General features: G+C 72.1%; 26 protein-coding genes. 22 read left to right on the top strand and 4 right to left on the bottom strand.

What is annotated here, in order from left to right:
• Positions 1-131 precede the first annotated feature (131 nt).
• From MET9862_RS04965 to MET9862_RS04945, 6 genes are all read left to right on the top strand, one after another.
• Positions 132-443 carry a hypothetical protein gene (locus MET9862_RS04965; protein WP_142581994.1) on the top strand — a complete coding sequence of 104 codons (312 nt, stop codon included), beginning with the start codon at positions 132-134 and terminating at the stop codon, positions 441-443.
• A 102-nt stretch (positions 444-545) separates the two neighbouring features.
• Positions 546-686, top strand: a complete 141-nt coding sequence (locus MET9862_RS29165) for a hypothetical protein (RefSeq protein ID WP_185156750.1) — start codon at positions 546-548, stop codon at positions 684-686.
• A gap of 527 nt (positions 687-1,213) precedes the next feature.
• On the top strand, positions 1,214-2,236 hold the full coding sequence (locus tag MET9862_RS04960; protein WP_280178951.1) for a 2-keto-3-deoxygluconate permease: 1,023 nt from the start codon (positions 1,214-1,216) through the stop codon (positions 2,234-2,236).
• Position 2,237: 1 nt separating this feature from the next.
• Positions 2,238-3,485 (top strand): four-carbon acid sugar kinase family protein, encoded by a 1,248-nt coding sequence (locus MET9862_RS04955; RefSeq protein ID WP_142581993.1) that lies wholly within the window; start codon positions 2,238-2,240, stop codon positions 3,483-3,485.
• The gene (pdxA, locus tag MET9862_RS04950; protein ID WP_142581992.1) at positions 3,482-4,480 is read left to right on the top strand and encodes a 4-hydroxythreonine-4-phosphate dehydrogenase PdxA; all 999 of its coding nucleotides are present in this window, start codon (positions 3,482-3,484) and stop codon (positions 4,478-4,480) included. The genes MET9862_RS04955 and pdxA overlap by 4 nt, the downstream gene beginning before the upstream one ends.
• A gap of 84 nt (positions 4,481-4,564) precedes the next feature.
• Positions 4,565-5,326, top strand: coding sequence for a DeoR/GlpR family DNA-binding transcription regulator (locus MET9862_RS04945; RefSeq protein ID WP_142581991.1), 762 nt, complete (start codon positions 4,565-4,567; stop codon positions 5,324-5,326).
• 7 nt (positions 5,327-5,333) lie between these two features.
• Here MET9862_RS04945 and MET9862_RS04940 read toward each other — a convergent pair whose 3' ends face one another.
• A complete protein-coding gene (locus MET9862_RS04940) occupies positions 5,334-5,534 on the bottom strand; it encodes a ribosome modulation factor (RefSeq protein WP_142581990.1) in 201 nt (66 codons plus the stop codon).
• A 121-nt stretch (positions 5,535-5,655) separates the two neighbouring features.
• Between MET9862_RS04940 and MET9862_RS04935 the strand changes: the two genes are divergently transcribed.
• The 5 genes from MET9862_RS04935 (at position 5,656) to phnE (MET9862_RS04915) (ending at position 9,916) form a co-directional block, all read left to right on the top strand.
• Complete coding sequence (locus MET9862_RS04935) at positions 5,656-6,327, top strand: DUF1045 domain-containing protein (RefSeq protein ID WP_185156749.1); 672 nt, start codon at positions 5,656-5,658, stop codon at positions 6,325-6,327.
• An 88-nt stretch (positions 6,328-6,415) separates the two neighbouring features.
• On the top strand, positions 6,416-7,219 hold the full coding sequence (phnC, locus tag MET9862_RS04930) for a phosphonate ABC transporter ATP-binding protein (RefSeq protein ID WP_142581989.1): 804 nt from the start codon (positions 6,416-6,418) through the stop codon (positions 7,217-7,219).
• A gap of 27 nt (positions 7,220-7,246) precedes the next feature.
• Positions 7,247-8,173, top strand: coding sequence for a phosphonate ABC transporter substrate-binding protein (phnD, locus tag MET9862_RS04925; protein WP_142581988.1), 927 nt, complete (start codon positions 7,247-7,249; stop codon positions 8,171-8,173).
• A gap of 22 nt (positions 8,174-8,195) precedes the next feature.
• The gene (phnE, locus tag MET9862_RS04920; protein ID WP_142581987.1) at positions 8,196-9,080 is read left to right on the top strand and encodes a phosphonate ABC transporter, permease protein PhnE; all 885 of its coding nucleotides are present in this window, start codon (positions 8,196-8,198) and stop codon (positions 9,078-9,080) included.
• Positions 9,077-9,916, top strand: coding sequence for a phosphonate ABC transporter, permease protein PhnE (gene phnE, locus MET9862_RS04915; RefSeq protein WP_142581986.1), 840 nt, complete (start codon positions 9,077-9,079; stop codon positions 9,914-9,916). Before phnE (MET9862_RS04920) ends, phnE (MET9862_RS04915) begins: the two co-directional genes overlap by 4 nt.
• A gap of 73 nt (positions 9,917-9,989) precedes the next feature.
• On the opposite strand, the gene phnF is transcribed toward phnE (MET9862_RS04915), so the two are convergent.
• Positions 9,990-10,748 carry a phosphonate metabolism transcriptional regulator PhnF gene (phnF, locus tag MET9862_RS04910; protein WP_142581985.1) on the bottom strand — a complete coding sequence of 253 codons (759 nt, stop codon included), beginning with the start codon at positions 10,746-10,748 and terminating at the stop codon, positions 9,990-9,992.
• Positions 10,749-10,821: 73 nt separating this feature from the next.
• Here phnF and phnG point away from each other — a divergent pair, with 73 nt between their 5' ends.
• The 10 genes from phnG (at position 10,822) to MET9862_RS04860 (ending at position 18,515) form a co-directional block, all read left to right on the top strand.
• A complete protein-coding gene (phnG, locus tag MET9862_RS04905) occupies positions 10,822-11,298 on the top strand; it encodes a phosphonate C-P lyase system protein PhnG (RefSeq protein ID WP_142581984.1) in 477 nt (158 codons plus the stop codon).
• A complete protein-coding gene (gene phnH, locus MET9862_RS04900; protein ID WP_142581983.1) occupies positions 11,298-11,897 on the top strand; it encodes a phosphonate C-P lyase system protein PhnH in 600 nt (199 codons plus the stop codon). The genes phnG and phnH overlap by 1 nt, the downstream gene beginning before the upstream one ends.
• 3 nt (positions 11,898-11,900) lie before the next feature.
• The gene (locus tag MET9862_RS04895; protein WP_142581982.1) at positions 11,901-13,013 is read left to right on the top strand and encodes a carbon-phosphorus lyase complex subunit; all 1,113 of its coding nucleotides are present in this window, start codon (positions 11,901-11,903) and stop codon (positions 13,011-13,013) included.
• Entirely contained in the window at positions 13,010-13,885 is an 876-nt protein-coding gene (locus tag MET9862_RS04890; RefSeq protein ID WP_142581981.1) for an alpha-D-ribose 1-methylphosphonate 5-phosphate C-P-lyase PhnJ, read from the top strand. The genes MET9862_RS04895 and MET9862_RS04890 overlap by 4 nt, the downstream gene beginning before the upstream one ends.
• Entirely contained in the window at positions 13,882-14,655 is a 774-nt protein-coding gene (phnK, locus tag MET9862_RS04885) for a phosphonate C-P lyase system protein PhnK (RefSeq protein WP_142581980.1), read from the top strand. Before MET9862_RS04890 ends, phnK begins: the two co-directional genes overlap by 4 nt.
• Positions 14,655-15,359, top strand: a complete 705-nt coding sequence (gene phnL, locus MET9862_RS04880) for a phosphonate C-P lyase system protein PhnL (RefSeq protein WP_142582013.1) — start codon at positions 14,655-14,657, stop codon at positions 15,357-15,359. Before phnK ends, phnL begins: the two co-directional genes overlap by 1 nt.
• A 17-nt stretch (positions 15,360-15,376) precedes the next feature.
• A complete protein-coding gene (locus MET9862_RS04875) occupies positions 15,377-16,516 on the top strand; it encodes an alpha-D-ribose 1-methylphosphonate 5-triphosphate diphosphatase (protein ID WP_142581979.1) in 1,140 nt (379 codons plus the stop codon).
• Positions 16,516-17,094: a phosphonate metabolism protein/1,5-bisphosphokinase (PRPP-forming) PhnN gene (phnN, locus tag MET9862_RS04870; protein WP_185156748.1), complete on the top strand. Its 579-nt coding sequence runs from the start codon at positions 16,516-16,518 to the stop codon at positions 17,092-17,094. The genes MET9862_RS04875 and phnN overlap by 1 nt, the downstream gene beginning before the upstream one ends.
• A gap of 87 nt (positions 17,095-17,181) precedes the next feature.
• A protein-coding gene (locus MET9862_RS04865; RefSeq protein WP_142581977.1) for an IS630 family transposase occupies positions 17,182-18,137 on the top strand; the annotation gives its coding sequence in 2 pieces (ribosomal slippage) (positions 17,182-17,521 and positions 17,521-18,137; 957 coding nt in all).
• 150 nt (positions 18,138-18,287) lie between these two features.
• Positions 18,288-18,515: a hypothetical protein gene (locus tag MET9862_RS04860; protein WP_142581976.1), complete on the top strand. Its 228-nt coding sequence runs from the start codon at positions 18,288-18,290 to the stop codon at positions 18,513-18,515.
• Positions 18,516-18,643: 128 nt separating this feature from the next.
• On the opposite strand, the gene MET9862_RS04855 is transcribed toward MET9862_RS04860, so the two are convergent.
• A complete protein-coding gene (locus MET9862_RS04855; RefSeq protein ID WP_244612574.1) occupies positions 18,644-19,711 on the bottom strand; it encodes a DUF2778 domain-containing protein in 1,068 nt (355 codons plus the stop codon).
• A gap of 382 nt (positions 19,712-20,093) precedes the next feature.
• On the opposite strand from MET9862_RS04855, the gene MET9862_RS04850 reads away from it, so the two are divergent.
• Entirely contained in the window at positions 20,094-20,993 is a 900-nt protein-coding gene (locus MET9862_RS04850) for a DNA-3-methyladenine glycosylase family protein (RefSeq protein ID WP_142581974.1), read from the top strand.
• 132 nt (positions 20,994-21,125) lie between these two features.
• Here the strand turns inward: MET9862_RS04850 and MET9862_RS04845 are convergent, their stop codons facing one another.
• Positions 21,126-24,227 (bottom strand): efflux RND transporter permease subunit, encoded by a 3,102-nt coding sequence (locus tag MET9862_RS04845; protein WP_142581973.1) that lies wholly within the window; start codon positions 24,225-24,227, stop codon positions 21,126-21,128.
• Positions 24,228-24,339 lie beyond the last annotated feature (112 nt).

Below are 24,339 nucleotides of genomic sequence, written 5' to 3'. Positions count from 1 at the left end.
CAATCAGACGGGCTGCTGGTCAGCCCGCAAGTCTAACCTCCGAATGATCCCCGCGCCGACCACACCGAATCACGATCATCAGGCCTTTCCGGCCCGTCGATCCGCAGCGGTCTGTCCGAAACGGTTTGTCCATGAACCCTTTGATCCGCGCCGTCCTGATCATCCCGGGACTTGTTCTCACCGCGCAGACCGCGTTCGCGGCACCCGCCTGCATCGAGGCGCGCCGCAAGGTCGATGAGGCCGTGGCGCTGCGCTACCAGGCACGCCAGGAAGCCCGGCTCGGCAACCACGACCGGGTCTGCGATACCCTCGACGAGGTCGGTGACCGCTATAACGACGCCCGCGACGCCTTCGACGATTGCGGGGCCGGCGTGATCGCGATCGACCTGCGCAGCGAGCTGCGCAACCTGCGCATCGCCAAGCGCATCAACCGCTGCGACTGACAGCGCGCGCCGCCGCCCAGGTGCGGCTGCGCACAGCCTCCGGCCCAGCTTCACCGCACCGTAACCACAGATGCGACCCGCGAGTCGCCGACAGGATCCGCCATGACCGCGCCCCTCACCACCGACCTGACCGCTCAGCGCCAATCCGCTCCCACCGGCCCGTCCTTCGCCGCCGCCCTGTGCGGCTTCCTCAGCACCACGGTCGCCACGACGGCCCTGATGTTCCTGCTGAGCAGCGTCTGACCGGAACCCGGGGATGCTCCGCCGCATCCTCGTGAGCGTGTTCCCGCCTCGGACCCTTTGCGTCCGGGGCGCGCGACGGGGCCGCCGCGCCCCGCCGAAGGCCTGAGGCGGTCCCGCGGAAGCCCGAGCCGGGCCGGTCGGTCATCGCAGAGAACCTTTGCCGGTCCCCGCGTCGAGCTTGCTCCGCGGGTCGCCGCCGCCCTCACCGACATCGTCGACACCACCCGATCGCAGCGCGCCCGCGCCGATCGGAGACGGCCCCGCGCGGACTGGCCTGCGACTCGGTCCGTCCTGCGGCCCTTGCTCCTCTCGACTCGACGCCGAGGCGACCGCCGTCCTCGCGAAGCGGCCGGTCCTGCGCGGCCTGCGCGCGACGTCGCCTGAAATGCGCGATTTGCGCAAATCGATTGACACAACGCGCAAATCGCGCAGATTGAGCAGCAAGAGTCCGGATACGAACGGCTGCCTGGGCGCAGTCCGCACAACCGCGACGAGAAGCTGCGCAGATTGCGCAGGGAGGAAGCCAGATGCAGATCCCGATCAAGCGCTCCATCGAAGCGGTCCCCGGCGGCATGATGGTCGTGCCGCTTCTGGCAGGCGCGCTCATCGCGACCTTCTTTCCCGGCACCCCCAAATTCTTCGGGTCGTTCACCGGCGCCCTGTTCTCGGGCGCGCTGACGATCCTCGCCGTGTTCTACGTCTGCATGGGCGCGAGCATCGATTTCCGCGCGACCCCCTACATCGTGAAGAAGGGCGGCACCCTGCTCTTCGTGAAGGTCGGCATCGCCGTCCTCCTCGGCCTGGTCTTCGGCCGGGTACTGGGCGAGGCCCCGGTGACGGCTGGCATGTTCGCCGGCCTGTCGACGCTGGCGGTGGTCGCCAGCATGAACGACACCAATGGCGGCCTCTACATGGCGCTGATGGGCCAGTACGGGCGCCCGCGCGATGTCGGCGCCTACACCATCATGTCGCTGGAGAGCGGCCCCTTCCTGACCATGCTCACGCTCGGGATCGCGGGCCTCTCGGCCTTCCCGTGGCAGACCCTCGTGGGCGCCGTGCTGCCACTCTTCGTCGGCATGATCATCGGCAATCTCGACCGCGAGATGCGCGACTTCCTGAGCCGCGCGATCCCGGTGATGATCCCGTTCTTCGCCTTCGCGCTCGGCGCCGGGCTCGACCTGTCGAAGGTGTGGCAGGCCGGCCTTCTCGGCCTCGCCATGGGCGTCGCCGTCGTCGTGTTCACCGGCATTCCGCTGTTCTTCGCCGACCGCCTGACCGGGGGGACCGGCGTGGCCGGGGTGGCGGCAGCCTCGACGGCGGGCAACGCCGCGGCCGTGCCGGCCATCGTCGCCTCGGCGAATCCGGCCTATGCCGACGCGGCCGGCCCGGCCACCATCCTCGTGGCGGCCTGCGTGGTGGTGACCGCGATCCTCGTCCCCGTCGTGACCGCCTGGACTGCGCGGACCTTCGGCCGCCCCGAGGACGCAACGGCGGAGCAACCGGCGGAAGCCGCCGCCGCGCCCGTCCGGCAGCCCGTCGGCGGCCGCTGAGATGCCGGCGCGCTGGCTCATCCTGGCCGACGACCTCACCGGCGCGGCCGATTGCGCCATCGCCTTCGGGCGGCGGGGCCGTGCCGCCTCGGTGATCTGGGGGGAGGGCGGCACCGCCGAGCCCGTGCCGGTCCTGTCCTACGATGCCGACAGCCGCGGCCTCGCGGCCGGCGCCGCCGCCGAGGCGCACGCGGCGGCGCTCGGGCGGCTCCTCGAGCCGGACCGGGCGCTGTTCAAGAAGATCGACTCGACCCTGCGCGGCCAGCCCGCCGCCGAGACGGCTGCGACGATCGCCGTCCTGCGGGCCCGCGACGGAGCCGCCTTCGGAATCTTCGCTCCGGCCTTCCCGGCGACCGGCCGCACGACGGTCGCGGGCCGCATCCGCGTGAACGGCGCGCCGCTGGAAGAGGCGGAGGTCTGGCAGCGCGATCATACCTATCCGAGTGCCGATCTCGCCGCGATCCTGGCCTCGGCCGGGATCGCCTCCGAGACAGTGGCGCTCGAGACGGTGCGCGGTCCCGACCTCGCCGCATCCCTCGCAAGGATCGCAGAGCGCGGACGCGGGGTCGCGATCTGCGATGCCGAAAGCGATGCGGATCTTGAGCGGATCGCGCAGGCGAGCCTCGCCCTCCCACGGATCCCCTTCTTCATCGGAAGCGCGGGCCTCGCCCACGCCCTCGCGGGTGCCGAAGGCGCAGGCGAGGCCCCGCCGCCGACGATCGCACCCTGCGGGCACGGCACGCTGATCGTGGTCGGTTCGCTGGCCAAGGCCTCCCGCTCGGCCGCGCGGAAGTTTGCCGCGCGCGAGCGCGTCGTGCATCTCCCCGTGCAGCCCGAGACCCTGCTCGGCGATGCCGAGGGCCGGGCGGCCCTGGCCGCCCGCGCGGCCGCGGTGCTGGAGGCAGGCGACGACGCGCTCGTCGAGATCGCGGTGGATGAGGCCCTGCTCGACATGACCCTCGGACCCCGCCTCGTTCGCGGCCTCGCCGACGCGCTGGAGCCGCTCGGCCCGAGGATCGGTGCCCTGGCGGCGACGGGCGGCGAGACCGCCGCGGCGCTCCTCGCGCGCTTCGGCGTCAGCGGGATCCGCCTGGTCGACGAGATCGAGCCCGGCGTCTCGCTCGGCCTGACGCTCGGCCGTCTCTCCATCCCCATCGCCACCAAGGCCGGCGCCTTCGGCGACGCGGACAGCCTGATCCGCATCGGCGAGCGCCTGCGCGCCGTCAGAACCGAGGGAAGCTTCGCATGACCCGTCCGACCATCGCGATCACCATGGGCGATCCGGCCGGCATCGGCCCCGAGATCATCATGAAGGCGCTGGCGCAGCCGGAGGTGCACGCCTTGTGCAGGCCCCTCGTGATCGGTGATGCCGGCCGCCTGCGCCAGGCCGGCCGGGTCGTCGGCGCCGACACCCCGGTCGACGCGCTGACCGAGGCCGGTGCCGCCGACTTCACGTCGGGGGCCGTCCAGTGCCTCGATCTCGCTTGCGTGCCCGACGGCCTGCCCTTCGGACAGGTCTCGCCCGTCGCCGGCGAGGCGGCCTACCGCTTCATCGAGACCGCGGTGCAGGTGGTCCAGGCGGGTCTCGCCCAGGGCATCTGCACGGCGCCCCTCTCCAAGGAGGCGCTGCACGCCGCCGGCCACAAGTTCCCCGGCCACACCGAGCTCCTCGCGCATCTGACGGGCACGCCCGAGGTCTCGATGATGCTGGTCTCGCCCAAGCTCCGGGTGATCCATGTGACGACTCATATCGGCCTGATCGACGCCATCGCGAAGATCGAGCCGGGCCTGGTCGAGCGGGTGATCGCGCGCGGGCACGCGGTTCTGGTGCGGGCCGGCATCGCCGATCCCAAGATCGGCGTCTGCGCCATCAACCCGCATGCGGGCGAGAACGGCCTGTTCGGGCATGGCGAGGAGGCGGAGAAGATCACGCCCGCCGTCGAGGCCTGCCGGGCCAGGGGCTGGGACGTGCGCGGCCCGCTGCCGGCCGACACCCTGTTCTTCCTCGCCGGCCGGGGCGATTACGACATGGTGGTGGCGATGTACCACGATCAGGGCCACGGCCCGATCAAGGTGCTCGGCCTCGAGGCGGGCGTGAACATCACGGTCGGCCTGCCGGTGATCCGCACCTCGGTCGATCACGGCACCGCCTTCGACATCGCCGGCACCGGCGTCGCGGACGAGCGCAGCCTCGTGGAGGCTCTGCGGCAGGCGGTCGATCTCGCCCCGAAGCAGGCGGCCTGACGGCGAGGCCGGGGCCGGACAGAGTTCCTGGCCAACGGCTCCGCCCTGCGGCATGACGGTCTTCGGGCGTTCGGGGGGCCAGTGATGTCGACGCGCAGCAAGGAGCGCCGGGCGCTTCTCTTGGAGGCATTGCGCGTCGGCGAGATCGACGTGGACGAGTTCGCGCGGCGCTTCGAGGTCTCGGCCTCGACGGTGCGCCGCGACCTGCAGCATCTCTCCGCCACGAGCGCCGTGCACCGCACTTATGGCGGCGCGATCCTGGCGAGCCGGCCGGCCGAGAGCACGCTGGCCGAGCGGATGGCCGTGAACGGACCCGAGAAGCGGGCGATCGCCCGCGCGGCTCTCGACCTGATCCGGGACGGCGAGACCCTGATCCTCGATGCCGGCTCCACGGTCGCGGCCTTCGGACAACTGCTGCCGGGCCGGCGCCTGCGCATCGTCACCAACAACCTCGCGCTCCTGCCCTTCCTCGCGGAAGCGCCGGGACTCGACCTCGTCGTGCTCGGCGGTGCCCTGCGGGCGACCAGCATGAGCACCGTGGGCCCGCTCGCCGTCGAGGCCATGCGGCGGATGACGGCGGATCGCGTCGTGCTCAGCGCCGACGGAGTCGCCGCCGGACGGGGCCTCTGCGAGGCGAGCCTCGATCAGGTCGTGCTGAAGTCGCTGATGATGCAGCAGGCGCGGGAGGTCGTGGTCCTCGCCGATTCGACCAAGCTCGGCCGCGCCGAGCAGACCGCCTGGGCCCCCCTGCCGAGCGCCTGGACGCTCGTCACCGATACCGCCGCGGCCGAAGGCCAGCGGCGGGTGCTGGAGAGTGCCGGGGCACGTCTGATCCTGGCCGGATAGGGCTGCGTCAGCCTTTGGCGACGTCGTCCACGGTGCCCGCGTCCTGCTCGGCCTCGGGCGTGCTCGCGCCGTCGAACCCCTCGAGCCAGCCCGCGCGGTCCTGCGTGCCCTCGGCATAGGGGCAGCTCTCTCGCGACTTGCCGTAGAGCCGGGCGTTGCGCCCCTTGATCAGCGGGCTGTCGCTCGCGGTCGCACCTTCGGTCGTCATTCCTGGCTCTCCGTCGTCACGGTGTCATGCGGTCGGGTTGCTGTCGGGAAACGCTCGACGGGACCGCCGGATCAGTGGATCGTCCGCGGCCCCGCAGCGCAGGGAGGAGCGGATCCTGACCATGACCGAGACCGACGCCCCGATCCGCTACGCGCTGTATTTCACGCCGCCCGCGGGATCGGACCTCGCCCGGTTCGGCGATTCCGTCCTCGGCGGGACGCTGCCGGGGCTGGCGCCGGACGAGGCCGCCGCGCTCGCGGCGCTGAGCGCGGGGCCGCGGATCTACGGGTTCCACGCCACCCTCAAGGCGCCGATGCGTCTCGCGCCGGGCGTCACCGAAGCCGACCTCGCCGCATCCTGCCGGTTGCTGGCCGCGCATCGGGCGCCGCTGCGGGCGGGCCCGCTCCGGGTCGCGCGCCTCGGCGCCTACCTCGCCCTGGTCCCGGAGGCGGCACCTCCGGCGCTCGCCCTGCTCGCAGCCGAGTGCGTCGCCGCGCTCGATCCGTTCCGCGCGCCCTTGAGCGAGGCCGAGCGATCGAAGCGCCGCCCGGCGCGGCTCGATCCGCGCCGCCGCGCCCTGCTCGAACGCTGGGGCTATCCGGACGTGTTCGAGGCCTTCCGCTTCCACATGACCCTGTTGGGGCCGCTCACGCCAGAGGCGCAGGAGAGCTGGCACGGCCGCCTGTCGCGGGCCTTCGCGGGCTCCGATCTCGTGATCGATGCCCTCACCCTGCTGCGGCAGGCGGGACGCGGACCGTTCCGGGAGATCCTGCGGGTCCCGTTCTCCGGCTGAGCAGGCCGCCGGCCGTCGATCCCGGTCGGTGTCATCCTACCGTCGCGGATTCCGGCGCATCACGGGCCCGTTCGCGACGGATGAAGGCATGCTGGTCGTCGAGGATCTCACACGCCGCTACGGCAACCGCCACGCGGTCGACCGCATCTCCCTGCGGATCGAGCGCGGAAGCTTCGTCGGGGTGATCGGCCGCTCGGGCGCCGGCAAATCGACCTTTCTGCGCATGCTCAACCGGCTGGCCGAGCCCAGCGACGGCCGGATCCTGTTCGAGGGCACCGACGTCACCGCCCTGCGCGGACGGGCGCTGCGGCGCTGGCGCGCGCGATGCGCCATGATCTTTCAACAGTTCAACCTCGTCGGCCGGCTCGACGTGCTGACCAACGTGCTCATGGGCCGGCTCAGCCGCACGCCGAGCCACCGCGCCCTTCTCAAGCTCTGGTCGCCGCAGGAGCGGGCGCTGGCTCTGGCCGCCCTTGAGGGCTTCGACATGGGCGCCTTCGCCGGCAACCGGGCCGACCAGCTCTCCGGCGGCCAGCAGCAGCGCGTCGCCATCGCCCGCGCCCTGGTGCAGGAGCCGGACCTGATCCTGGCCGACGAGCCGGTCGCCTCCCTCGATCCGCGCAACACCAAGCTGGTGATGGACGCCCTGGCCGACGCCAACAAGCGCCTCGGCATCACGGTGCTGTGCAACCTCCACTCGCTCGACCTCGCCCGCGCCTATTGCGACCGCCTGATCGGCCTCGCCGACGGACGCGTGGTGTTCGACGGCCGTGCCTTCGACCTCACCGAGGACGTGGCCCAGCGCCTCTACGGCCTCGAGGCCGGCGAGGTGATGGACCGGCAGACCCCGTCCGACCGGCCCCTGGCCACGGCCGCCGCCCTGGTCGCCTGAACGCGGCCTTTCCACCGGAGACTGACGATGCTGACCCGCCGCACCCTCGCCGGCGCCCTCGCGGCGCTCGCCCTGACCGCACCCGCCACTGCACAGGACTGGAAGGCGGCCTATCCGGAGCTGACCCTCGGCGTGATCCCGGTCGAGAACGCCACCGGCACCACCGACCGCTACGCGCCGCTCACCGCCTACCTGTCCCGGACGCTCGGCGTTCCGGTGAAGCTGCGCGTCGCCAACGACTACGCGGCGGTGATCGAGGGCCAGCGCGCCGGCAACATCCAGATCGCCTTCTACGGCCCCGCCTCCTTCGCCCGCGCGGTGATGACGGGCGTGAAGGCCGAGCCGGTGGTCAACCAGAAGCACAACAACGGCGCCTCGGGCTATTACTCGGTGATCTACGTGCGCGCCGACAGCCCCTACACGACGATCGAGGACCTGAAGGGCAAGAACCTCGCCCTCGTCGACCCGAACTCGACCTCGGGCAACCAGGCGCCGCGCTTCTTCCTCCAGAAGGCCGGCCACGAGGTCGACAAGCACTTCGGCAAGACGGTCTATGCCGGCAGCCACGAGAACGCCGTCCTCGCCCTCGTCCAGGGCACCGCGGACGCCGCGGCCAACCTGTGGAACTCCGAGACCGACAGCGTCGTCACCCGCATGGCCACCAAGGGCATGCTGAAGAAGCCCGACGGCACGCCGCTCAGCCAGTCCGACTTCCGGGTGGTGTTCAAGTCCGAGTTCCTGCCCGAGGGCCCCTTCGCCGTGCTGGCGAGCCTGCCCGACGACCTGAAGGCCAGGATCCGCGCGGCCTTCACCGCCCTGCCGAAGGCCGACAAGGCCGCCTTCGACCGGCTCTCGGACGGCAAGGACCTCGACCTCACCCCAGTGACGCTGAAGGACTACCAGCCGATCATCGAGATGCTGAAGTTCAACGACGACCAGCGCCGCAAGTCCTGATCCGCCTGCCCTGGCCCGGACCATGGACACGCGGATCGTCCCGCTCGCGGCCGAGCGCGGCGCGGCGCTGGAGGCGTCCTACGCCCGCGCGGTCGCGGCCACGCGGCGGCGGACGATCCTGACGCTCGCGGCCATCGCCGTCCTGGCGGTGGCCGCGGGCTTCGCGGCCGAGGTGCGGCCGCTGGTGCTGCTCGCCAATCTCGGCGGATTCACCGCCTATCTCGGCCGGATCCTGCCCCCTCTGACCATCGCCAATCTCGGCGGCGACCTCGCCGAATGGTACTGGGGCCTGCCGAAATGGGCCGCGCTGCTCGGCGAGACCCTGCTGATGGCCTATCTCGGCACGCTGCTCGGCGGGCTGGCGGCCTTCCTGCTCTGCTTCGGTGCCGCCGCGAACCTCGCCCGCAGCCGGTTCGGTTGCGTCCTGACGCGACGCGCCCTCGAGATCTTCCGCACCGTGCCGGAGGTGGTGTTCGCGCTGATCTTCGTGATCGCCTTCGGGCTCGGGCCGATGGTCGGCGTGATGGCGCTGGCGATCCACACCGCCGGGGCGCTGGGCAAGCTGTTCTCCGAGGTGGTCGAGAACATCGACATGAAGCCCGTCGAGGGGCTGACCGCCGCCGGTGCCAGCCGGGTCGAGGCGATCCGCTTCGCGGTGCTGCCCCAGGTCCTGTCGAACTTCGCCTCCTACGGTCTGCTGCGCTTCGAGATCAACGTGCGCGGCGCGGGCGTGATGGGCTTCGTCGGGGCCGGCGGGATCGGGCAGGAGCTGCTCGTGGCCATCCGCAACTTCTACTACACGGATGTGAGCGCGATCCTCCTGATGATCATCGCGACGGTGGTGCTGATCGACCTCGGCACCGAGCGGCTGCGCCACCACCTGATCGGGCTGGAGCAGGCGCGATGAGGGAGGCGCCCGACCTCGCGGCCCTGAAGGCGCGCTACCCGCAGGCCTTCCGCGTCGCCTGGGCCGCGCGCCTGACCGGGCTCGGTGGACTCGGCGCCGTGCTGGCGCTCGCCGCCTTCGCCATGGTGCGCCTCGACTTCTCGGCCGCCCGCATCCTGAACGGGCTCGGGCGCCTCGGCGAGTTCGCGCTTCTGATGCTGCCGCCCTCGCCCGAGGGGCATCTCGCGGATTTCCTGCGCGCGCTTGCCGAAACCCTCGGCATCGCCTTCCTCGGCACGCTCACGGCGGCCTGTCTCGCCCTGCCCGTGGCGTTCCTGGCCGCGCGCAACGTGGTGCCGAACCCCGTCCTTCATTTCGCGGTCCGGCGCGCCCTCGACGTGATGCGCTCCGTCGACGTGCTGATCTGGGCGCTGATCTGGATCAACGTGGTCGGGCTCGGCCCCTTCGCCGGGGCGCTCGCCATCGCCTGCGCCGATCTCGGGGCGCTCGGCAAGCTGTTCTCGGAGGCGGTGGAGACCGTCGATCGCAAGGCCGCGGAGGGCGTGACCGCCTCGGGAGGCGGCGCCCTCCACCGGATCCGCTTCGGCCTGGTGCCGGCGGTGCTGCCGGTGCTCGGCAGCCAGGTGCTCTACTTCTTCGAATCGAACACGCGCTCGGCGACGATCATCGGCATCGTCGGGGCGGGCGGCATCGGCCAGTACCTGACCGAACTGATCCGGGTGCTCGAACTGCAGCAGGTCGCCTTCCTCGTCCTGATGGTCCTCGTCACGGTCGCGCTGATCGACGCGGTGTCGGGGCGCCTGCGCCGCGCCCTGATCGGCGGCGAGCCGCGCTGAAATTCCGGGATTCCAAAGGGGTCGCCCCCTTGGCGGGGCGCCGGGGCGGAGCCCCGGCCTCCTCCCGGACCGGTCACTCCAGGATCAGCTCGACCCGATCGGCCGAGAACAGGCTCTGGGTCGCCTGGATGCGCATCCCCTGGCCATCGATATTCACGCTGGTCACGGTGAGGAGGGGGCGGCCGGGCGCGACGTCGAGCCGGATCGCCTCCTCGGCGCTCGCCGCGCGGGCCCCCACCCGCGTGGACAGCCGGGTGTAGTCGTCCACGCCGAAATCGGCGAAGGCGCGGGTGATCGAGCCGAGCCGGCCATAGGCCGCCTCGAATCCCGCGAAGCGCGGCAGCGGCAGGCAGGTGCGCGCCGTCGAGAGCGGCGTGTCGTCCGCGCGGTGGCGGGTCAGCATCTCGATCACCGGCGCACCCGGCGCGAGCCCGAGCGCCTCGGCCGTCTCGGCATCGGCTGGCAGGACCCGGCTCGCGAGGAGATCGCCCCAGGCCTCGCGGCCCGCCCGCGACACCGTCTCGGAGAACCGCGTGCGTGGGCCGATCGGGTAGGGAAGGGGAGCCTGCTCCACGAAGGTGCCGCGGCCCTGCGTGGCCCGCACCAATCCCCGCTCGGCGAGCGCCGCGAGCGCGCGGCGCACCGTATGCCGGTTCACGCCGAATCGTCCCGAGAGCGCCGCCTCGGTCGGGATCTGGCTGCCGGCGGCCAGGGCGCCGCGGCCGATCTCCTCGGCGAGCGTATCCGCGATCTGCCGCCACGCGGCCAAGCCCTCGCCGCGCCGCAGGAGGGCGTCGGAGGGCGTCACCGGGATGTCGTGTGTCTCGGCCATGTCGGGTCGCGGTCGTCCTTGCGGCCGGTCGCACATTTGTCTATACATCTAGACAAGTGAGGATCGCAGCACGATGCCGAGCAGCGAAACACCACCCGAGCCGTTCGCGCCAGAGGTCGCGGCCCGCCGCGCGGCCATGGCGCTCGCCGGCAGCGCCACGCGCGCCGAGCTGGAGGATGCGCTCCGCCGCGCCGGCCTCCCGGCGGAGGCCGAGGATCTGCGCGCCCCGGAAACCGGTCTCGTCATGGCCCGCGGCCGGATCGGCGGGGACGGGCGCGCTTTCAACCTCGGCGAGGCGACGGTGACCCGCGCAGCCGTGCGCCTTCCCGGCGGCGAGACCGGCTTCGCCTACCATCTCGGGCGCGACCGGCCGCGCGCCCGGCTCGCCGCGATCCTCGACGCCCATTGGCAGAATCCGGAGCGCCGGGCGGCGATCGAGGCGGCTTTGGCAGCACTCGCCGAGCGGCGGCAGCGCGAGGACGAGGCCCGCGCCCGGCGGGTCGCCGCGACCCGCGTGAGCTTCTTCACCCTGGCCCGGGGGGACGCATGATGGCGCTCCGAGCCGGCTTCCGGGATCCGGTCCACGCGGCGCAGGCGGTGTTCCGCGCCGCGATGGACGCGCTGAGCCGGCCGGCGTGCATCCAGGCGCTGGCGCCGGCGCTGACGCCACCGGAGCCGTTGACCGCGGAACTCGCCGGCCTCGCGCTGGCGCTCTGCGATGCCGACACCCCGATCTGGCTCGACGCGCCGCTCGCGGCCGTCCCGGAGGTCGCGGCCTATCTGCGCTTCCACACCGGTGCGCCCCTCGTCGCGGCGGCCGGCGAGGCCGCTTTCGCTCTGATCGCCGATCCGGCCGCCTGTCCGGATTTCGTGGCCTTCGCGCAGGGCACGCCGGACTATCCGGACGGTTCGGCGACGCTGATCCTGGCGGTGGACCACCTCACGGATCGGCGCGGCCTCGCCTTCTCGGGGCCGGGCATCCGCGACCTGGCCTACCTTGAGGCGGCGCCGCTGCCGGCCGACTGGTCGGCCCGCCTCGCGGCGAACCACGCCCTGTTCCCGCGCGGGCTCGACATCCTCCTCGTCGCGCCCGGTCGCATCGCGGGCCTGCCGCGCTCGGCGCGGCTCCGAGAAGCGGCGGAGGCCTGAGCCATGTACGTGGCGGCGAAGGGCGGCGAGGCCGCCATCGACAACGCCCACCGGCTGCTCGCCGAGATGCGCCGCGGCGATCCCGCAGTGCCCGACCTCTCGGTGGCGCAGATCCGCGAGCAGATGCGTCTGCTGGTGGACCGGGTGATGACCGAGGGCTCCCTGCACGACCCGGATCTGGCGGCGCTCGCCCTGAAACAGGCTCGGGGCGACGTGGTCGAGGCGGTCTTTCTCGTGCGCGCCTACCGCACCACCCTGCCGCGCTTCGGAGCGAGCGAGCCGGTGGAGACCGGGGCGATGACGGTCTCCCGTCGGGTCTCGGCGACCTTCAAGGATCTGCCGGGCGGCCAGGTGCTCGGCCCCACCTTCGACTACACCCACCGCCTGATCGATTTCGCGCTCGCCGCGGGCGAGCTGCCGGAACCGGCGGCCGAGACCGAGCCCGGCCCGGATGCCGGGCACTGTCCGCGCGTCACCGACATCCTCGGCGAGGCGGGGCTTCTGGAACCCTCGCCCCCGGAAGCGGGCGCGCCGGTCGGAGACCTGACCCGCGAGCCGGTGGACTACCCGGCCGACCGCGCGGTTCGGCTTCAGGCTCTCGCCCGCGGCGATGAAGGCTTCGTGCTGGCGCTCGGCTACTCGACCCAGCGCGGATACGGCCGGACCCACCCCTTCGTGGGCGAGATCCGCTACGGCGAGGTCGAGCTCGAGATGGTGCCGGAGGAGCTCGGCTTCCCCGTGCCGCTCGGCCGGGTGCCGATGACCGAGTGCCAGATGCTCAACCAGTTCCGCGGCAGCGGCGCGGCACCGCCGCAATTCACCCGCGGCTACGGCCTCGTCTTCGGCCAGTGCGAGCGCAAGGCCATGGCGATGGCCCTGGTCGACCGCGCGCTGCGGGCGGCGGAGCTGGGCGAGGCCGTCTCCGCGCCCGCCCAGGACCAGGAATTCGTGCTCGCCCATTGCGACAGCCTGCAGGCCACCGGCTTCGTCGAGCACCTGAAGCTGCCGCACTACGTCGATTTCCAGGCCGAGCTGGAGTTGGTGCGGCGCCTGCGCGCCGCGCACGAGGCGGCAATATCGTCGGCCGGCGAGCCGGTTCGGGAGGCCGCGGAATGAGTGCCGCCGCGCCGCTGCCGGAGCCGGGCTACAACTTCGCCTATCTCGACGAGGGCACCAAGCGGATGATCCGCCGGGCGATCCTGAAAGCGATCGCCATCCCCGGCTATCAGGTGCCCTTCGCATCGCGGGAGATGCCGATGCCCTATGGCTGGGGCACGGGCGGCGTGCAGGTCACGGCGGCGGTGCTCGGCCGCTCCGACGTGCTCAAGGTGATCGACCAGGGTGCCGACGACACCACCAACGCTGTCTCGATCCGCCGCTTCTTCGGCCGTACCGCGGGCGTGGCCACCACCACGCACACCAGCGAGGCGACGCTGATCCAGACCCGTCACCGCATTCCGGAGACGCCGCTCTCCGAGGGTCAGATCCTCGTCTACCAGGTGCCGATCCCGGAGCCGCTGCGCTTCCTCGAACCGCGCGAGACCGAGACGCGCCAGCTCCATGCGCTCGCCGAGTACGGCCTGATGCATGTGAAGCTCTATGAGGACATCGCGCGCCACGGCCACATCGCCACCACCTACGCCTATCCGGTCGAGGTCGCCGGCCGCTACGTGATGGATCCCTCGCCGACGCCGAAATTCGACAACCCGAAGATGGACGGCTGCCCGGCGCTCCAGCTCTTCGGGGCGGGGCGCGAGAAGCGCATCTATGCGGTGCCGCCCCATACGCGGGTCCGCAGCCTCGATTTCGAGGACCATCCCTTCCGGATCCAGAGCTTCGACCGTCCCTGCGCCCTCTGCGGGGCGGAAGCGGTCTACCTCGACGAGGTGGTGCTCGACGACCGGGGCGGGCGGATGTTCGTCTGCTCGGACACCGACCATTGCGAGGGACGCCGTGCCGAGGGGCACACCGGGGAGATGGCGGAATGAGCGGGCCTCTCCTTCAGGTGCGGGGCCTGGCGAAACGCTACGGCGCCCGCCTCGCCTGCGACGGCGTCGGCTTCGCGCTCCATCCCGGCGAGGTGCTGGCGGTGGTGGGCGAATCGGGCTCGGGCAAGTCGACTCTGCTCGGCCTGATCGCCGGGGAGATCGCCGCCGATGCGGGCTCGGTCACCTACCGGATGCGGGACGGCGTCGCCCGCGACCTCGCCGCCCTCGGGCCGGCGGAGCGCCGCGCCCTGATGCGGACGGATTGGGGCTTCGTGCGCCAGGATGCGACGCTGGGCCTGCGCATGGCGGTCTCGGCGGGCGGCAATGTCGGCGAGCGGCTGATGGGCGTGGGCGAGCGCCATTACGGCCGCATCCGCGCCACCGCCCTCGACTGGTTGGCGCGGGTCGAGATCGCCGCCGACCGGGTGGACGAGCCGCCGTCCCGCTTCTCCGGCGGCATGCGCCAGCGCCTGCAGATCGCGCGCAACCTCGTCACCGCCCCCCGCCTCGTCCTGATGGACGAGCCGACCTCGGGCCTCGACGTCTCCGTCCAGGCCCGCCTCCTCGACACGATCCGCGGCCTGGTGGCTGAGCTCGGCCTCGCCGTGATCATCGTCACCCACGACCTCGCGGTGGCGCGCCTGCTCTCGCACCGCATCCTCGTCATGCGCGGCGGCCGGGTGATCGAGACCGGCCTCACCGATCAGGTCCTCGACGATCCGCAGGCGCCCTATACCCAGCTCCTCGTCGCCTCGGTGCTCGCCGCATGATGGATGCCGTCGTCAGCTTCGCCGATGTGGGCAAGAGCTTCACCCTGCACCTGCGCGACGGCGCCCGGCTGCCCGTCATCGCGGGGGCGACCCTGTCGGTGCGCGCGGGCGAGTGCGTCGTGCTCGGCGGCGCCTCGGGCACGGGGAAATCCTCGCTGCTCAAGATGGCCTACGGCAATTACCGCTGCGAGCAGGGCGCCATCCGGATCCGCGACGGCGGGCGCGTCGTGGACGTCGCCCGGGCCGAGCCGCGCGAGATCCTCGACCTGCGCCGCCGCGTCGTCGCCTATGTCTCGCAGTTCCTGCGGGTGATCCCGCGGGTCGGCGCCCGCGCGGTGGTCGAGGCGGCCGGCCTCGAGGCCGGGCTGGATGCCGGGATCGCGCGCACCCGCGCCGCCGAGCTGCTCGCACGGCTCGACCTGCCCGAGCGCCTCTGGGACCTGCCGCCCGCGACCTTCTCGGGCGGCGAGCAGCAGCGGGTGAACATCGCCCGGGGCCTGATCGCGGAGCGCCCGCTGCTTCTCCTCGACGAGCCGACCGCCTCCCTCGACGCCCGCAACCGCGCCGCGGTGGTCGAGCTGATCCGCGAGCGGCGCGCGGCCGGGGCGGCGATCCTCGGCATCTTCCACGATGCGGACGTGCGCGACGCGGTGGCGACGCGGATCGTCGATGTGGCGGCCTTTCGCGCTGTGGTGGCGGCATGACCGGGACGTCCAGAACCATGAGCCGGACCGAGATCCTCGAGAATGCGCGGCTCGTCCTGCCCGACCGGGTCGAGGCCGGCTGGCTCGCCATCGCGGACGGGGGCATCGTCGAGACCGGGACGGGCCGGGCGCCCGAGCGCGGCCTCGATCTCGACGGCGACCTGCTCCTGCCCGGCCTCGTCGAGCTGCATACCGATCACCTGGAGAGCCATTACGCGCCGCGGCCGGGGGTGCGCTGGCACCCGCTCGGCGCCGTGCTCGCCTACGACGCTCAGATCGCCGCCTCCGGCATCACCACGGTGTTCGATTCGCTGCGCGCGGGCAGCGAGGCGGATGGCAGCGGCCTCGGGCCGGAGCTCGACGCCCTGGCCGGCGCCCTGGCACAGGCCCGCGCGGAGGGCCTGTTCCGGGTCGAGCACCGGACCCATCTGCGCTGCGAACTGCCGACCGCGGACGTGGTCGACACCGTCACGGCCTTCGCCGAACGCCACCCGGTCGGGCTGATCTCGCTGATGGATCACACGCCCGGCCAGCGGCAGTTCCGCGACCTCGCCAAGTACTACCAGTACGCGGGACGCGGCGGCCGCTCGCTCGAGGCGATCCAGGCCGGCACCGAGCGCAAGATCCGCGAGGGGCGGGCCCAGAGCGCGGTGAACCGGCCGGCCCTGGTGGCGCTCGCGCAGGCGCGCGGCATCCCGCTGGCGAGCCACGACGACACCACCCTCGACGACGTGGCGCTGTCCCGGGACGAGCGCGTGGCGCTTGCCGAATTCCCGACGACCCGCGCCGCGGCCGAGGCCTCGCACGCGGCCGGCATCACCGTGATGATGGGCGCACCGAACCTGATCCGCGGCGGCTCGCATTCCGGCAACGTCGCGGCGCAGGATCTGGCCGAGGCCGGCCTGCTCAGCATCCTGTCCTCGGACTACGTGCCGGCGAGCCTGATGATGGCGGCCTTCGTGCTGGCGGAGCGCGTGCCGGGGATCTCGCTACCCGCGGCCATCGCCACCGTCACCGACAATCCGGCCCGCGCCACCGGCCTCGCCGACCGCGGCCGGATCGCGCCCGACTTGCGGGCCGACCTCGTCCGCGTGCGGCTGGCCCAGGGCGTGCCCGTCGTGCGCCAGGTCTGGCGGGCGGGCGAGCGGGTGGTGTGATGGCGGGCGGCTTCGTCCTGGTGGTGGGCCCGAGCGGGGCGGGCAAGGACACGCTGATCCGGCTCGCCCGGGCGCGGCTCGCCGGCGATGCGCGCTTCCTCTTCCCGCAGCGCCTGGTGACGCGGCCGCCCTCGGAGCACGAGGACAATCTCGAGATCGCCGAGGCGGCCTTCGCCGCGGGCGCGGCGAAGGCCGCCTTCGCGCTGCACTGGCGCGCGCACGGCCTCGGCTACGCGATCCCGCTGGAGGCCGCGCGGGCGGCCGATCGCGGGCGCTGCGTCGTCTGCAACGTCTCGCGCCGGGCGGTCGCCGAGGCGCGCCGCCGTCTCGCGCAGCGGGTCCGGGTCGTCGCGGTGACGGCCTCCCCCGCCGTGCTCGCCGAGCGCCTCGCCGCCCGCGGGCGCGACGCGGATGGCGACCTCGCCGCCCGCCTCGCCCGCGAGGCGCCGATCGAGGCCGACCTGACCATCGTCAACGAGGGCGACCGCGAGACCGCCGCCGCGCGGCTGCTCGCCTTCCTGCAAACGCTGCATGGGGACGCGGCCGGGCTTTATCCAACCGACATGCAGGGCCGCTAGAGCGGTCACCGACCGAGTTGAATCGTTTGGGGTTTTCGCCGCGACAGGGTTGTGATTCGATGCGCGGCTTTCCGAGGAGGAGAGCCGATGGCGTCTGCCTTGTCTGTCGATCTGCGCGAGCGGGTGGTGGCTGCGATCGAGGCGGGAGCCTCGCGCCGGGAAGCGGCACGGCGCTTCGAGGTCAGCCCGGCCAGCGCCGTGCGCTGGCACGGGGCCTTCGTGCAGGAGGGTCGGACACACGCCAAGCCGATGGGTGGCGATCAACGCTCGCATACAATAGAGGCGCAGGCTGACCTGATCCGACAGACCTACGAAGCGCAGCCCGAGCTGTTCCTGCGTGAGTTGCGCGACCGTTTGGCCGAACAGGGTCTGCGGGTCGGGGTCAGCAGCCTGTCCCGCTTCTTCAAGCGCCACGGCATCACGCGCAAAAAAACACTGGCCACGCCGCCGAGCAGGACCGGGCGGACGTGAAGGCCGCTCGCCTGTCCTGGTTCGAGCGCCAGCTTGATCTCGACCCGGACAAGCTCGTGTTCCTCGACGAAACCGCCACCAACACCAAGATGGTCCGCCGATATGGGCGGGCTCCGCGAGGCGAACGTTGCCGGGTCGCGGTCCCGTTCGGCCACTGGAAAACCATCACGGTCATCGCCGGTCTGCGCACCAGCGGCCTGACAGCCACCGCACTCTTCGATGGACCGATGACCGGCGCTCGCTTCCGCGGCTATGTCGAAGAAACCCTCGTCCCAGCCCTCAGGCCCGGCGACACGGTCGTGCTCGACAATCTGCCCGCCCACAAGGTCAGCGGCATCCGCGAGCGCATCGGAGCGGCCGGAGCGAGGCTGTTGTACCTGCCGGCCTACTCCCCCGACTTCAACCCGATCGAGCTCGCCTTCGCCAAGCTCAAGGCCATCCTCCGAGCCGAAGCCGCTCGCACGATCAGCGACCTCTGGGACACGATCCGACAAGCCTTCAGACGCTTCACGCCAGCCGAATGCCGCCGGTATCTCGCCGCCGCAGGCTACGACGCATATGATCCAACATGATCGGATGCTGCTCTAGGATCTGCAAACGGCGCGCCGGACGGAACCGTCGGCGCGGCTGTTATCAATTCTGATTGCGCGGCACAGAGGCCCGTTGCTGTCTAAGGGAAATGGACACACAGTCACGGGACTGGCGTCAAGGTGTCTTCAGCCATGATGGATCTCACGCAGGAACGGGCTCACCTCGCCCTCGCCGACCGCCATGTCGACGAGGAGGAGCGGCGCATCGCGGCGCAGACGCTGATCGTGGCGCGCACCAGCGCCTGCGGCCAGGACACCAGCCTCGCCGTCGGCATGCTGCGGATGCTGGAGGACCGCCTGATGCAGGCGCGCGGCCACCGCGAGGCCATCCTGCGACGCCTGGCTCGGGTCGCGCCCTAGAGCATTTTCCGCGGAAGTGGTCGCCGGTTCCGCGAAAGAAAATGCAGCACAATCAAACAGATAGAGCATTTTCCGTGATCCAAGGATCATGGAAAATGCTCTAGAGCCGGATCCGGTCGGCGCGCGCCCTAGCGCAGGGCGAGCAGCGGCGCGGCGCTCTGCTTGGCGCCCGCCACGACCACGAGGCGGCGGATCTCGCCGCGCAGGTAGGATTGCAGGAAGCGCTCGTAGTCGCGGAACGACACGCAGCCGTTCGAGGCACCGTTCGGGCCGAGCATGTAGGTATGGGCCAGCAGGCCGACGCGGCCGTGCACCGCGTCGCTGCCGCCGACCGGCGTCAGGCGGATCGCCCGCACCCCGTGGAACAGCGCCTCGCGCTCGGTCAGATCGTAGGTGCCGGGCGGCGTCGCCCCGCGCATGCGGACATGGACGAAGCGCGGATCGTCCATGTGCTCGCCGAGGCCGGAATGCGCCTCCAGGCGCTCGCCGTTCGGCAGAACCACGCTGCGGGCGCTGATGTCGTAGACGGCGGTGGCCGAATCGATGACGGGCGCGGGCGGGGGCACGACGCGGCGCCGCGCGGCGGCGTCCGCCGCGGAGGTATCGAGCGCCGCGTAGGCGAGGGCGGGCGTCGCCGGCTTCTCGACGCCGAACAGCTTCTCGAAGAAGTTGCGGGTGTCCTCGACCTGGGCCGGGCTCGGCGGCGCCGCGGCGGCCTGCCGACGCAGGGCCTGCCGCTCGGCCCGCCGCAGATTGAGGGCGGGGTCGAGCCGGCGGAACTCGCTCGGGCGCGGCACGGGCAGCGGCACGACCTGAGCGACGCGCGGGCCCTCGTCCGGCGGGGCGGCGCCGAGGATCGGAGGGTCCTCGATCGCGAAGGCGAAGAGCAGCCCGAACCCCGCCGGGGCGGCACCGACCCGCGCGGGGGGTTCCCAACCGAGGCGGGGCGGCGCCCAGAACTCCGTGCTCTCGGGCTCCGCCAGGGCGGCCGTCTCCTCGACCGGCGCAGGCACCGCCTCGGTGGCCTCGGCGATCGCGGGCGCTGCGGCGGCCGCCGCCTCGTTCGGTGCCTGGCTCGCCTCGGCCAGCGTCTGCGGCACGTCGAGGATCGGCGCCTCGCGGCCGGCCGGCGCGAGGCTGAGGAGCGCGGCGAGCGCGACGGTGAGGGGCAGGTGGCGCAGGCTCGCGGAGCGCAGGCCGAGGCCGCCGCGTTCGGCTCGGGAGGCCAAGTGAGGTGGACGATGTCCCATGAGCTGCGCCCGGATCCCTGCTCGGAGGCGGGTATCCGAGGATGTCGCGCGCGAGGTCCGGTGCTGGATCGAACCGGATTCCGGCGCGAAGCCCTTCTGGCCCGCCGCGTAGGGTCGCCAATCTGCGGTCCGGTCCGGCTTTTATGGGGCAGGATCGTGGTCGGCCGAAGGTGAAATCCGAGCAGGCTTCGGACCGGAGACAGCATTCGGTCACCGAGATCTGCGCGATGCTGGCGATTTCGCTGCGCAGAACCTAGCCTCTCTTGTCACACAGACTGTCTTGCAGGCCGTCCATGCGGCGGCCGGATTCGGGATGCATCCGGACCGGATGACCACGCTCCACCTCGCCTACACGCCGCCTCTCGATTGGGCCTGGCTCTGTGCCTACCTCGCGGCCCGGGCGATACCGGGCGTCGAATCGGTCAGAGGCGGCCGCTACGCTCGCACCATCCGCGCCGGCCGGGATGTCGGAATCCTCTCGGTGGAGCCGGGCAGCGGCGCTGCCCTCGTGGTTCGGCTGGAGGCGTGCTCGTCCCCCGCGGTCGGCGGGCCGCCAAGCCCGGCGATCGATCTCGGCGCGCGGGTCTCCGCCCTGTTCGATCTCGCCGCCGACCCGGCCGCGATCGAAGCCGCGCTCTCGGCCGATCCCTTCATGGCCGGCCTCGTCGCCGCGCGGCCCGGTCTGCGCGTCCCCGGCGCCTGGGATGGGTTCGAGCTCGGCGTCCGTGCGATCCTCGGCCAGCAGGTCTCCGTGGCCGCCGCGACGCGGCTGGCGGGCCGCCTCGTCGCCGCCTTCGGCACGCCGCTCGCCGATGCCGCGCCGGAATCCGGCCTCACCCACAGCTTCCCGGGCCCGGAGGTCCTGGTCGAGGCCGATGTGGCGCTGGCCCTCTACATGCCGCGGGCCCGGGGCGCGGCGATTCGGGCTCTGGCCGCGGCGGCGCTCGCGGAGCCGGACCTGTTCGCCCCGGGGGCGGGGCTCGAAGCCTCGGTGTCCCGGCTGAAGCGCCTGCGCGGCATCGGCGACTGGACGGCGCAGTACATCGCCATGCGGGCTCTGCGCGAGCCCGACGCGATGCCCACCGGCGATATCGGCTTGCTCCGGGCGCTGGAGGACGCGGCGGGCCGTCCGACCGCGCGCGTTCTGGAGGCGCGCTCCGGCCTCTGGCGGCCGTGGCGGGCCTACGCGGTGATGCATCTCTGGGCGTCCGATACCGGCCCCGCTTGATCGAAGCGGACTCCGTATCACACGCCCGGGCGGTCGAACGTCGAACGACCGGCCGACCCGCGAGAGGGGGGATTCGCGGGCCGGCCGGCGTATCACGGGCCTAGGGAGGGCCCGCGATCGGGGCGTGCCGGGTCAGGCGGCGTGGCCGGCCGTCCGGTGGGGCAGGGGGGCCTCCGGCTCGTCGCGCTGGCCGACGAAGCGGCCGAGCAGACGCCCGAGCCGGCGCGACAGGGCCTCGATCAGCAGGAAGACGGCCGGCACGAAGACGAGCGAGAGCAGGGTGGAGACGATGAGGCCGGCGATGACCGCGACCGCCATCGGCGCCCGGAACTCGCCGCCGACGCCGAGCGCGAGCGCGGAGGGCACCATGCCGGCGGCCATGGCGATGGTCGTCATCACGATCGGCCGCGCCCGCTTGCGGCCGGCATCGACGATCGCCGTGACGGGATCGATCCCGGCGCGCATCTCCTCGACGGCGAAATCGACCAGCATGATCGCGTTCTTCGTGACGAGACCCATCAGCATGAGGATACCGATGACCACGGGCATCGAGATCGGCATCTGGCAGATCAGCAGGCCGAGGATGGCCCCGCCGATCGAGAGCGGCAGCGAGAACAGGATGGTGAGCGGCTGCAGGAACGAGCCGAACAGCAGCACCAGCACCGCGTAGACCATCATGATGCCGGCCCCCATCGCCATCAGGAAGCCGGAGAAGACCTCCTGCATGATCTCGGCATCGCCGGTCTGCTTGATGGTGACGCCGGGAGGCAGGCTCTTCGCGGTGGGGGTCGCGAGCGCCTGGGCGATCAGCGAGCCCAGCGCGTCCGAGCCCTCCATATTCGCCTCGATCGCTACGCGCACGGCCCGGTCGTAGCGGTCGATGGCGCCGGGGCCCTTGTCGAGCTCGATCTCGGCCACCGCGGCGAGCGGCACCGCCGCGCCGTTCTTGGCCGGCACCTTCAGGTTTTCCAGCCGTGCCCCCGCACCGCGGGCGCTCGTCGGCAGCATCACCCGGATCGGCACCTGCCGGTCCTTCGCGTTGAACTTGGCGAGGTTCAGGCCGATGTCGCCGATCGTGCCGACCCGGACCGTCTCCGCGATGGTGTCGGTGGAGACCCCGAGATCGGCCGCCGCACCCTCCCGCGGACGGATGCGCACCTCCGTGCGGTCGAGGGGGGCCGTCGACATCACCGAGACGAGGTGCGGGATCGCGGCCATGTCGCGCTGGAGCCGGGCGGCGATCTCGGTGACGACATCGACGTCGGGCCCGCTCACCACCAGGGCGAGGTCGCGCTGGCCGCTGTCGCGCAGCGACCACGAGCGGATGTCCGGCTCGTCCGCGAGCAGCCGCGCGATCTCGGATTCGAGGGTCCATTGCCGCTTCTCGCGCCGGTTCTTGGGCACGAGGTTGATGACGAAGGTGGCGAGCCGCGTCTCCTTCTTGCCGCCGACCTGGCGGCCGCCATCCACGAAGACCGAGGTCACCTCCGGCAAAGCGCGGATCCTCTCCGCCAGCCGGTCGGACACCGCGATCGTGTCGTCGAGCCGCGCGCCGGGCGCCAGCTCCACCATGAACAGGGTGCGGGCATTGTCCTGCTTCGGGATGAAGCCCGAGGGCAGCAGGCCGGTCGAGACCAGGGAGCCGGCAAACAGCGCGAGGCCGACCGCCAGCGTGCCGAACCGGTGCCGCACCGACCAGCCGACGAGACGGGTATAGGCGCGCATCACCGGGCCCTCGCGCTCCGCGTGATGGCCATGATCGCGCAGGAAGTAGGCGGCCAGGAGCGGCGTGATCAGGCGCGCCACCAGCAGCGACATGAAGACCGACACCGCGATGGTCAGGCCGAACTGGATGAAGTAGCGGCCGGCGATGCCGCCCATGAAGGAGACGGGTGCGAAGACCGCGATCAGGGTCGCGGTGATGGCGATGACGGCGAGGCCGATCTCGTCGGCGCCTTCGAGCGCCGCCCGGTAGGGCGATTTGCCGAGCCGCATGTGGCGGACGATGTTCTCGATCTCGACGATCGCGTCGTCCACCAGGATCCCCGTCACCAGGGTGATCGCGAGCAGGCTGATGCCGTTCAGGGTGAATCCGAGCGCGTCCATCGCCCAGAAGGTCGGGAAGACGGAGAGCGGCAGCGCCACCGCGGCGATCAGCGTGGCGCGCCAGTCGCGCAGGAACAGCAGCACCACCACGACGGCAAGAAGGGCGCCTTCGATCAGCGTGTGCATGGCCGAATCGTAGGAGCCCAGCGTCGCGGAGACGGAGGAATCGATCTTCTCGAAGCGGATGTCGGGGTAGCTCGCCTGGAACTCGGCGATCTTCTTCTCGACGCCCGCCGCGACCTCGGCATCGCTCGCGCCGGAGCCGCGCGAGACCGCGAAGGCGACCACCGGCTCCCCGTTGAAGCGGGCGAAGGTGCGCGCCTCCTCGACGCCGTCCTCGACCAGCGCGAGGTCGTCGAGGCGCACCTTGCGGCCGCCCGGGAGCACGATCGAGGTCGCCTTGAGGTCGCGCACGGAGCGCGAGGCCGCCAGCGCGCGGATCGACTGCTCGCGGCCGCCGACCTCGCCGCGCCCGCCGGCCATGTCGGCGGAGGTGAGGCGCAATTGCCGGTTCACGTCCGCCGCCGTGATGCCGAGCGCCAGCAGGCGATCGGGCTGGAGCGTCACCCGGATCTCGCGGGCGACGCCGCCCAGGCGCTCGACGCCGCCGACGCCCTTCACCCCCTGGAGCGTGCGCGCCACGTTGTCCTCGACGAACCAGGACAGGTCGGCCGGCGTCATCGCGGGGGCCGTGACGCCGTAGACGAGAATCGGCAGGCCGGCGATCTCGACGCGCTGGATCACCGGCTCGTCGATGGTGCGCGGCAGGTTGATGCGGATCTTCGAGACCGCGTCCTTCACGTCGTTGACGGCGCGGTCGGTGTTCACCTCGAGCCGGAACTCGACGGTGGTGACGGACGAGCCCTCGGTGATCGCCGAGGTGATGTGCTTCACCCCGCGCACGCCCGCGATCGAATCCTCGACCCATTTCGTGACCTGGGTCTGCAGTTCGGCCGGCGCCGCGCCGGACTGGGTGATCGTCACCGAGACGATCGGCACGTCGACATTCGGCATCCGCGTGACGGCGAGCCCGCGGAAGCTGACGAGGCCGAGCACCACCAGGACGAGGAAGAGGACGAGCGACGGAATGGGCTTGCGGATCGCCCAGGCGGAGACATTCAGGCGCATTGGACGACCCGTGTGGGATCGGGGCGGCGGCCGGTCGCGCTGCGACCTCAGTCACGGCCCTCGGTCGATGGTTTTGCGGGCTCCCCCGGCTCGCTGCCGGGTCGGGGAAGGT

The sequence above is a fragment of the Methylobacterium symbioticum genome, assembly GCF_902141845.1.
Lineage (GTDB): Bacteria > Pseudomonadota > Alphaproteobacteria > Rhizobiales > Beijerinckiaceae > Methylobacterium > Methylobacterium symbioticum.
The sequence above is the reverse complement of the archived record's forward strand: the minus strand, read 5'-3'. Positions and strand labels throughout refer to the sequence as shown.

What these genes read in the sequence shown, in the direction of transcription:
- MET9862_RS04875 (WP_142581979.1), top strand. Translation starts at nt 15,377, where the DNA reads ATGAGCCGGACCGAGATCCTCGAGAATGCGCGGCTCGTCCTGCCCGAC.
- phnG (WP_142581984.1), top strand. Translation starts at nt 10,822, where the DNA reads ATGCCGAGCAGCGAAACACCACCCGAGCCGTTCGCGCCAGAGGTCGCG.
- phnE (WP_142581986.1), top strand. Translation starts at nt 9,077, where the DNA reads ATGAGGGAGGCGCCCGACCTCGCGGCCCTGAAGGCGCGCTACCCGCAG.
- phnH (WP_142581983.1), top strand. Translation starts at nt 11,298, where the DNA reads ATGGCGCTCCGAGCCGGCTTCCGGGATCCGGTCCACGCGGCGCAGGCG.
- phnN (WP_185156748.1), top strand. Translation starts at nt 16,516, where the DNA reads ATGGCGGGCGGCTTCGTCCTGGTGGTGGGCCCGAGCGGGGCGGGCAAG.
- MET9862_RS04940 (WP_142581990.1), bottom strand. Translation starts at nt 5,534, where the DNA reads ATGACGACCGAAGGTGCGACCGCGAGCGACAGCCCGCTGATCAAGGGG.
- pdxA (WP_142581992.1), top strand. Translation starts at nt 3,482, where the DNA reads ATGACCCGTCCGACCATCGCGATCACCATGGGCGATCCGGCCGGCATC.
- phnF (WP_142581985.1), bottom strand. Translation starts at nt 10,748, where the DNA reads ATGGCCGAGACACACGACATCCCGGTGACGCCCTCCGACGCCCTCCTG.
- phnL (WP_142582013.1), top strand. Translation starts at nt 14,655, where the DNA reads ATGGATGCCGTCGTCAGCTTCGCCGATGTGGGCAAGAGCTTCACCCTG.
- MET9862_RS04935 (WP_185156749.1), top strand. Translation starts at nt 5,656, where the DNA reads ATGACCGAGACCGACGCCCCGATCCGCTACGCGCTGTATTTCACGCCG.
- phnE (WP_142581987.1), top strand. Translation starts at nt 8,196, where the DNA reads ATGGACACGCGGATCGTCCCGCTCGCGGCCGAGCGCGGCGCGGCGCTG.
- phnD (WP_142581988.1), top strand. Translation starts at nt 7,247, where the DNA reads ATGCTGACCCGCCGCACCCTCGCCGGCGCCCTCGCGGCGCTCGCCCTG.
- MET9862_RS04845 (WP_142581973.1), bottom strand. Translation starts at nt 24,227, where the DNA reads ATGCGCCTGAATGTCTCCGCCTGGGCGATCCGCAAGCCCATTCCGTCG.
- phnC (WP_142581989.1), top strand. Translation starts at nt 6,416, where the DNA reads ATGCTGGTCGTCGAGGATCTCACACGCCGCTACGGCAACCGCCACGCG.
- phnK (WP_142581980.1), top strand. Translation starts at nt 13,882, where the DNA reads ATGAGCGGGCCTCTCCTTCAGGTGCGGGGCCTGGCGAAACGCTACGGC.
- MET9862_RS04890 (WP_142581981.1), top strand. Translation starts at nt 13,010, where the DNA reads ATGAGTGCCGCCGCGCCGCTGCCGGAGCCGGGCTACAACTTCGCCTAT.
- MET9862_RS04965 (WP_142581994.1), top strand. Translation starts at nt 132, where the DNA reads ATGAACCCTTTGATCCGCGCCGTCCTGATCATCCCGGGACTTGTTCTC.
- MET9862_RS04860 (WP_142581976.1), top strand. Translation starts at nt 18,288, where the DNA reads ATGATGGATCTCACGCAGGAACGGGCTCACCTCGCCCTCGCCGACCGC.
- MET9862_RS29165 (WP_185156750.1), top strand. Translation starts at nt 546, where the DNA reads ATGACCGCGCCCCTCACCACCGACCTGACCGCTCAGCGCCAATCCGCT.
- MET9862_RS04895 (WP_142581982.1), top strand. Translation starts at nt 11,901, where the DNA reads ATGTACGTGGCGGCGAAGGGCGGCGAGGCCGCCATCGACAACGCCCAC.
- MET9862_RS04955 (WP_142581993.1), top strand. Translation starts at nt 2,238, where the DNA reads ATGCCGGCGCGCTGGCTCATCCTGGCCGACGACCTCACCGGCGCGGCC.
- MET9862_RS04945 (WP_142581991.1), top strand. Translation starts at nt 4,565, where the DNA reads ATGTCGACGCGCAGCAAGGAGCGCCGGGCGCTTCTCTTGGAGGCATTG.
- MET9862_RS04960 (WP_280178951.1), top strand. Translation starts at nt 1,214, where the DNA reads ATGCAGATCCCGATCAAGCGCTCCATCGAAGCGGTCCCCGGCGGCATG.
- MET9862_RS04850 (WP_142581974.1), top strand. Translation starts at nt 20,094, where the DNA reads ATGACCACGCTCCACCTCGCCTACACGCCGCCTCTCGATTGGGCCTGG.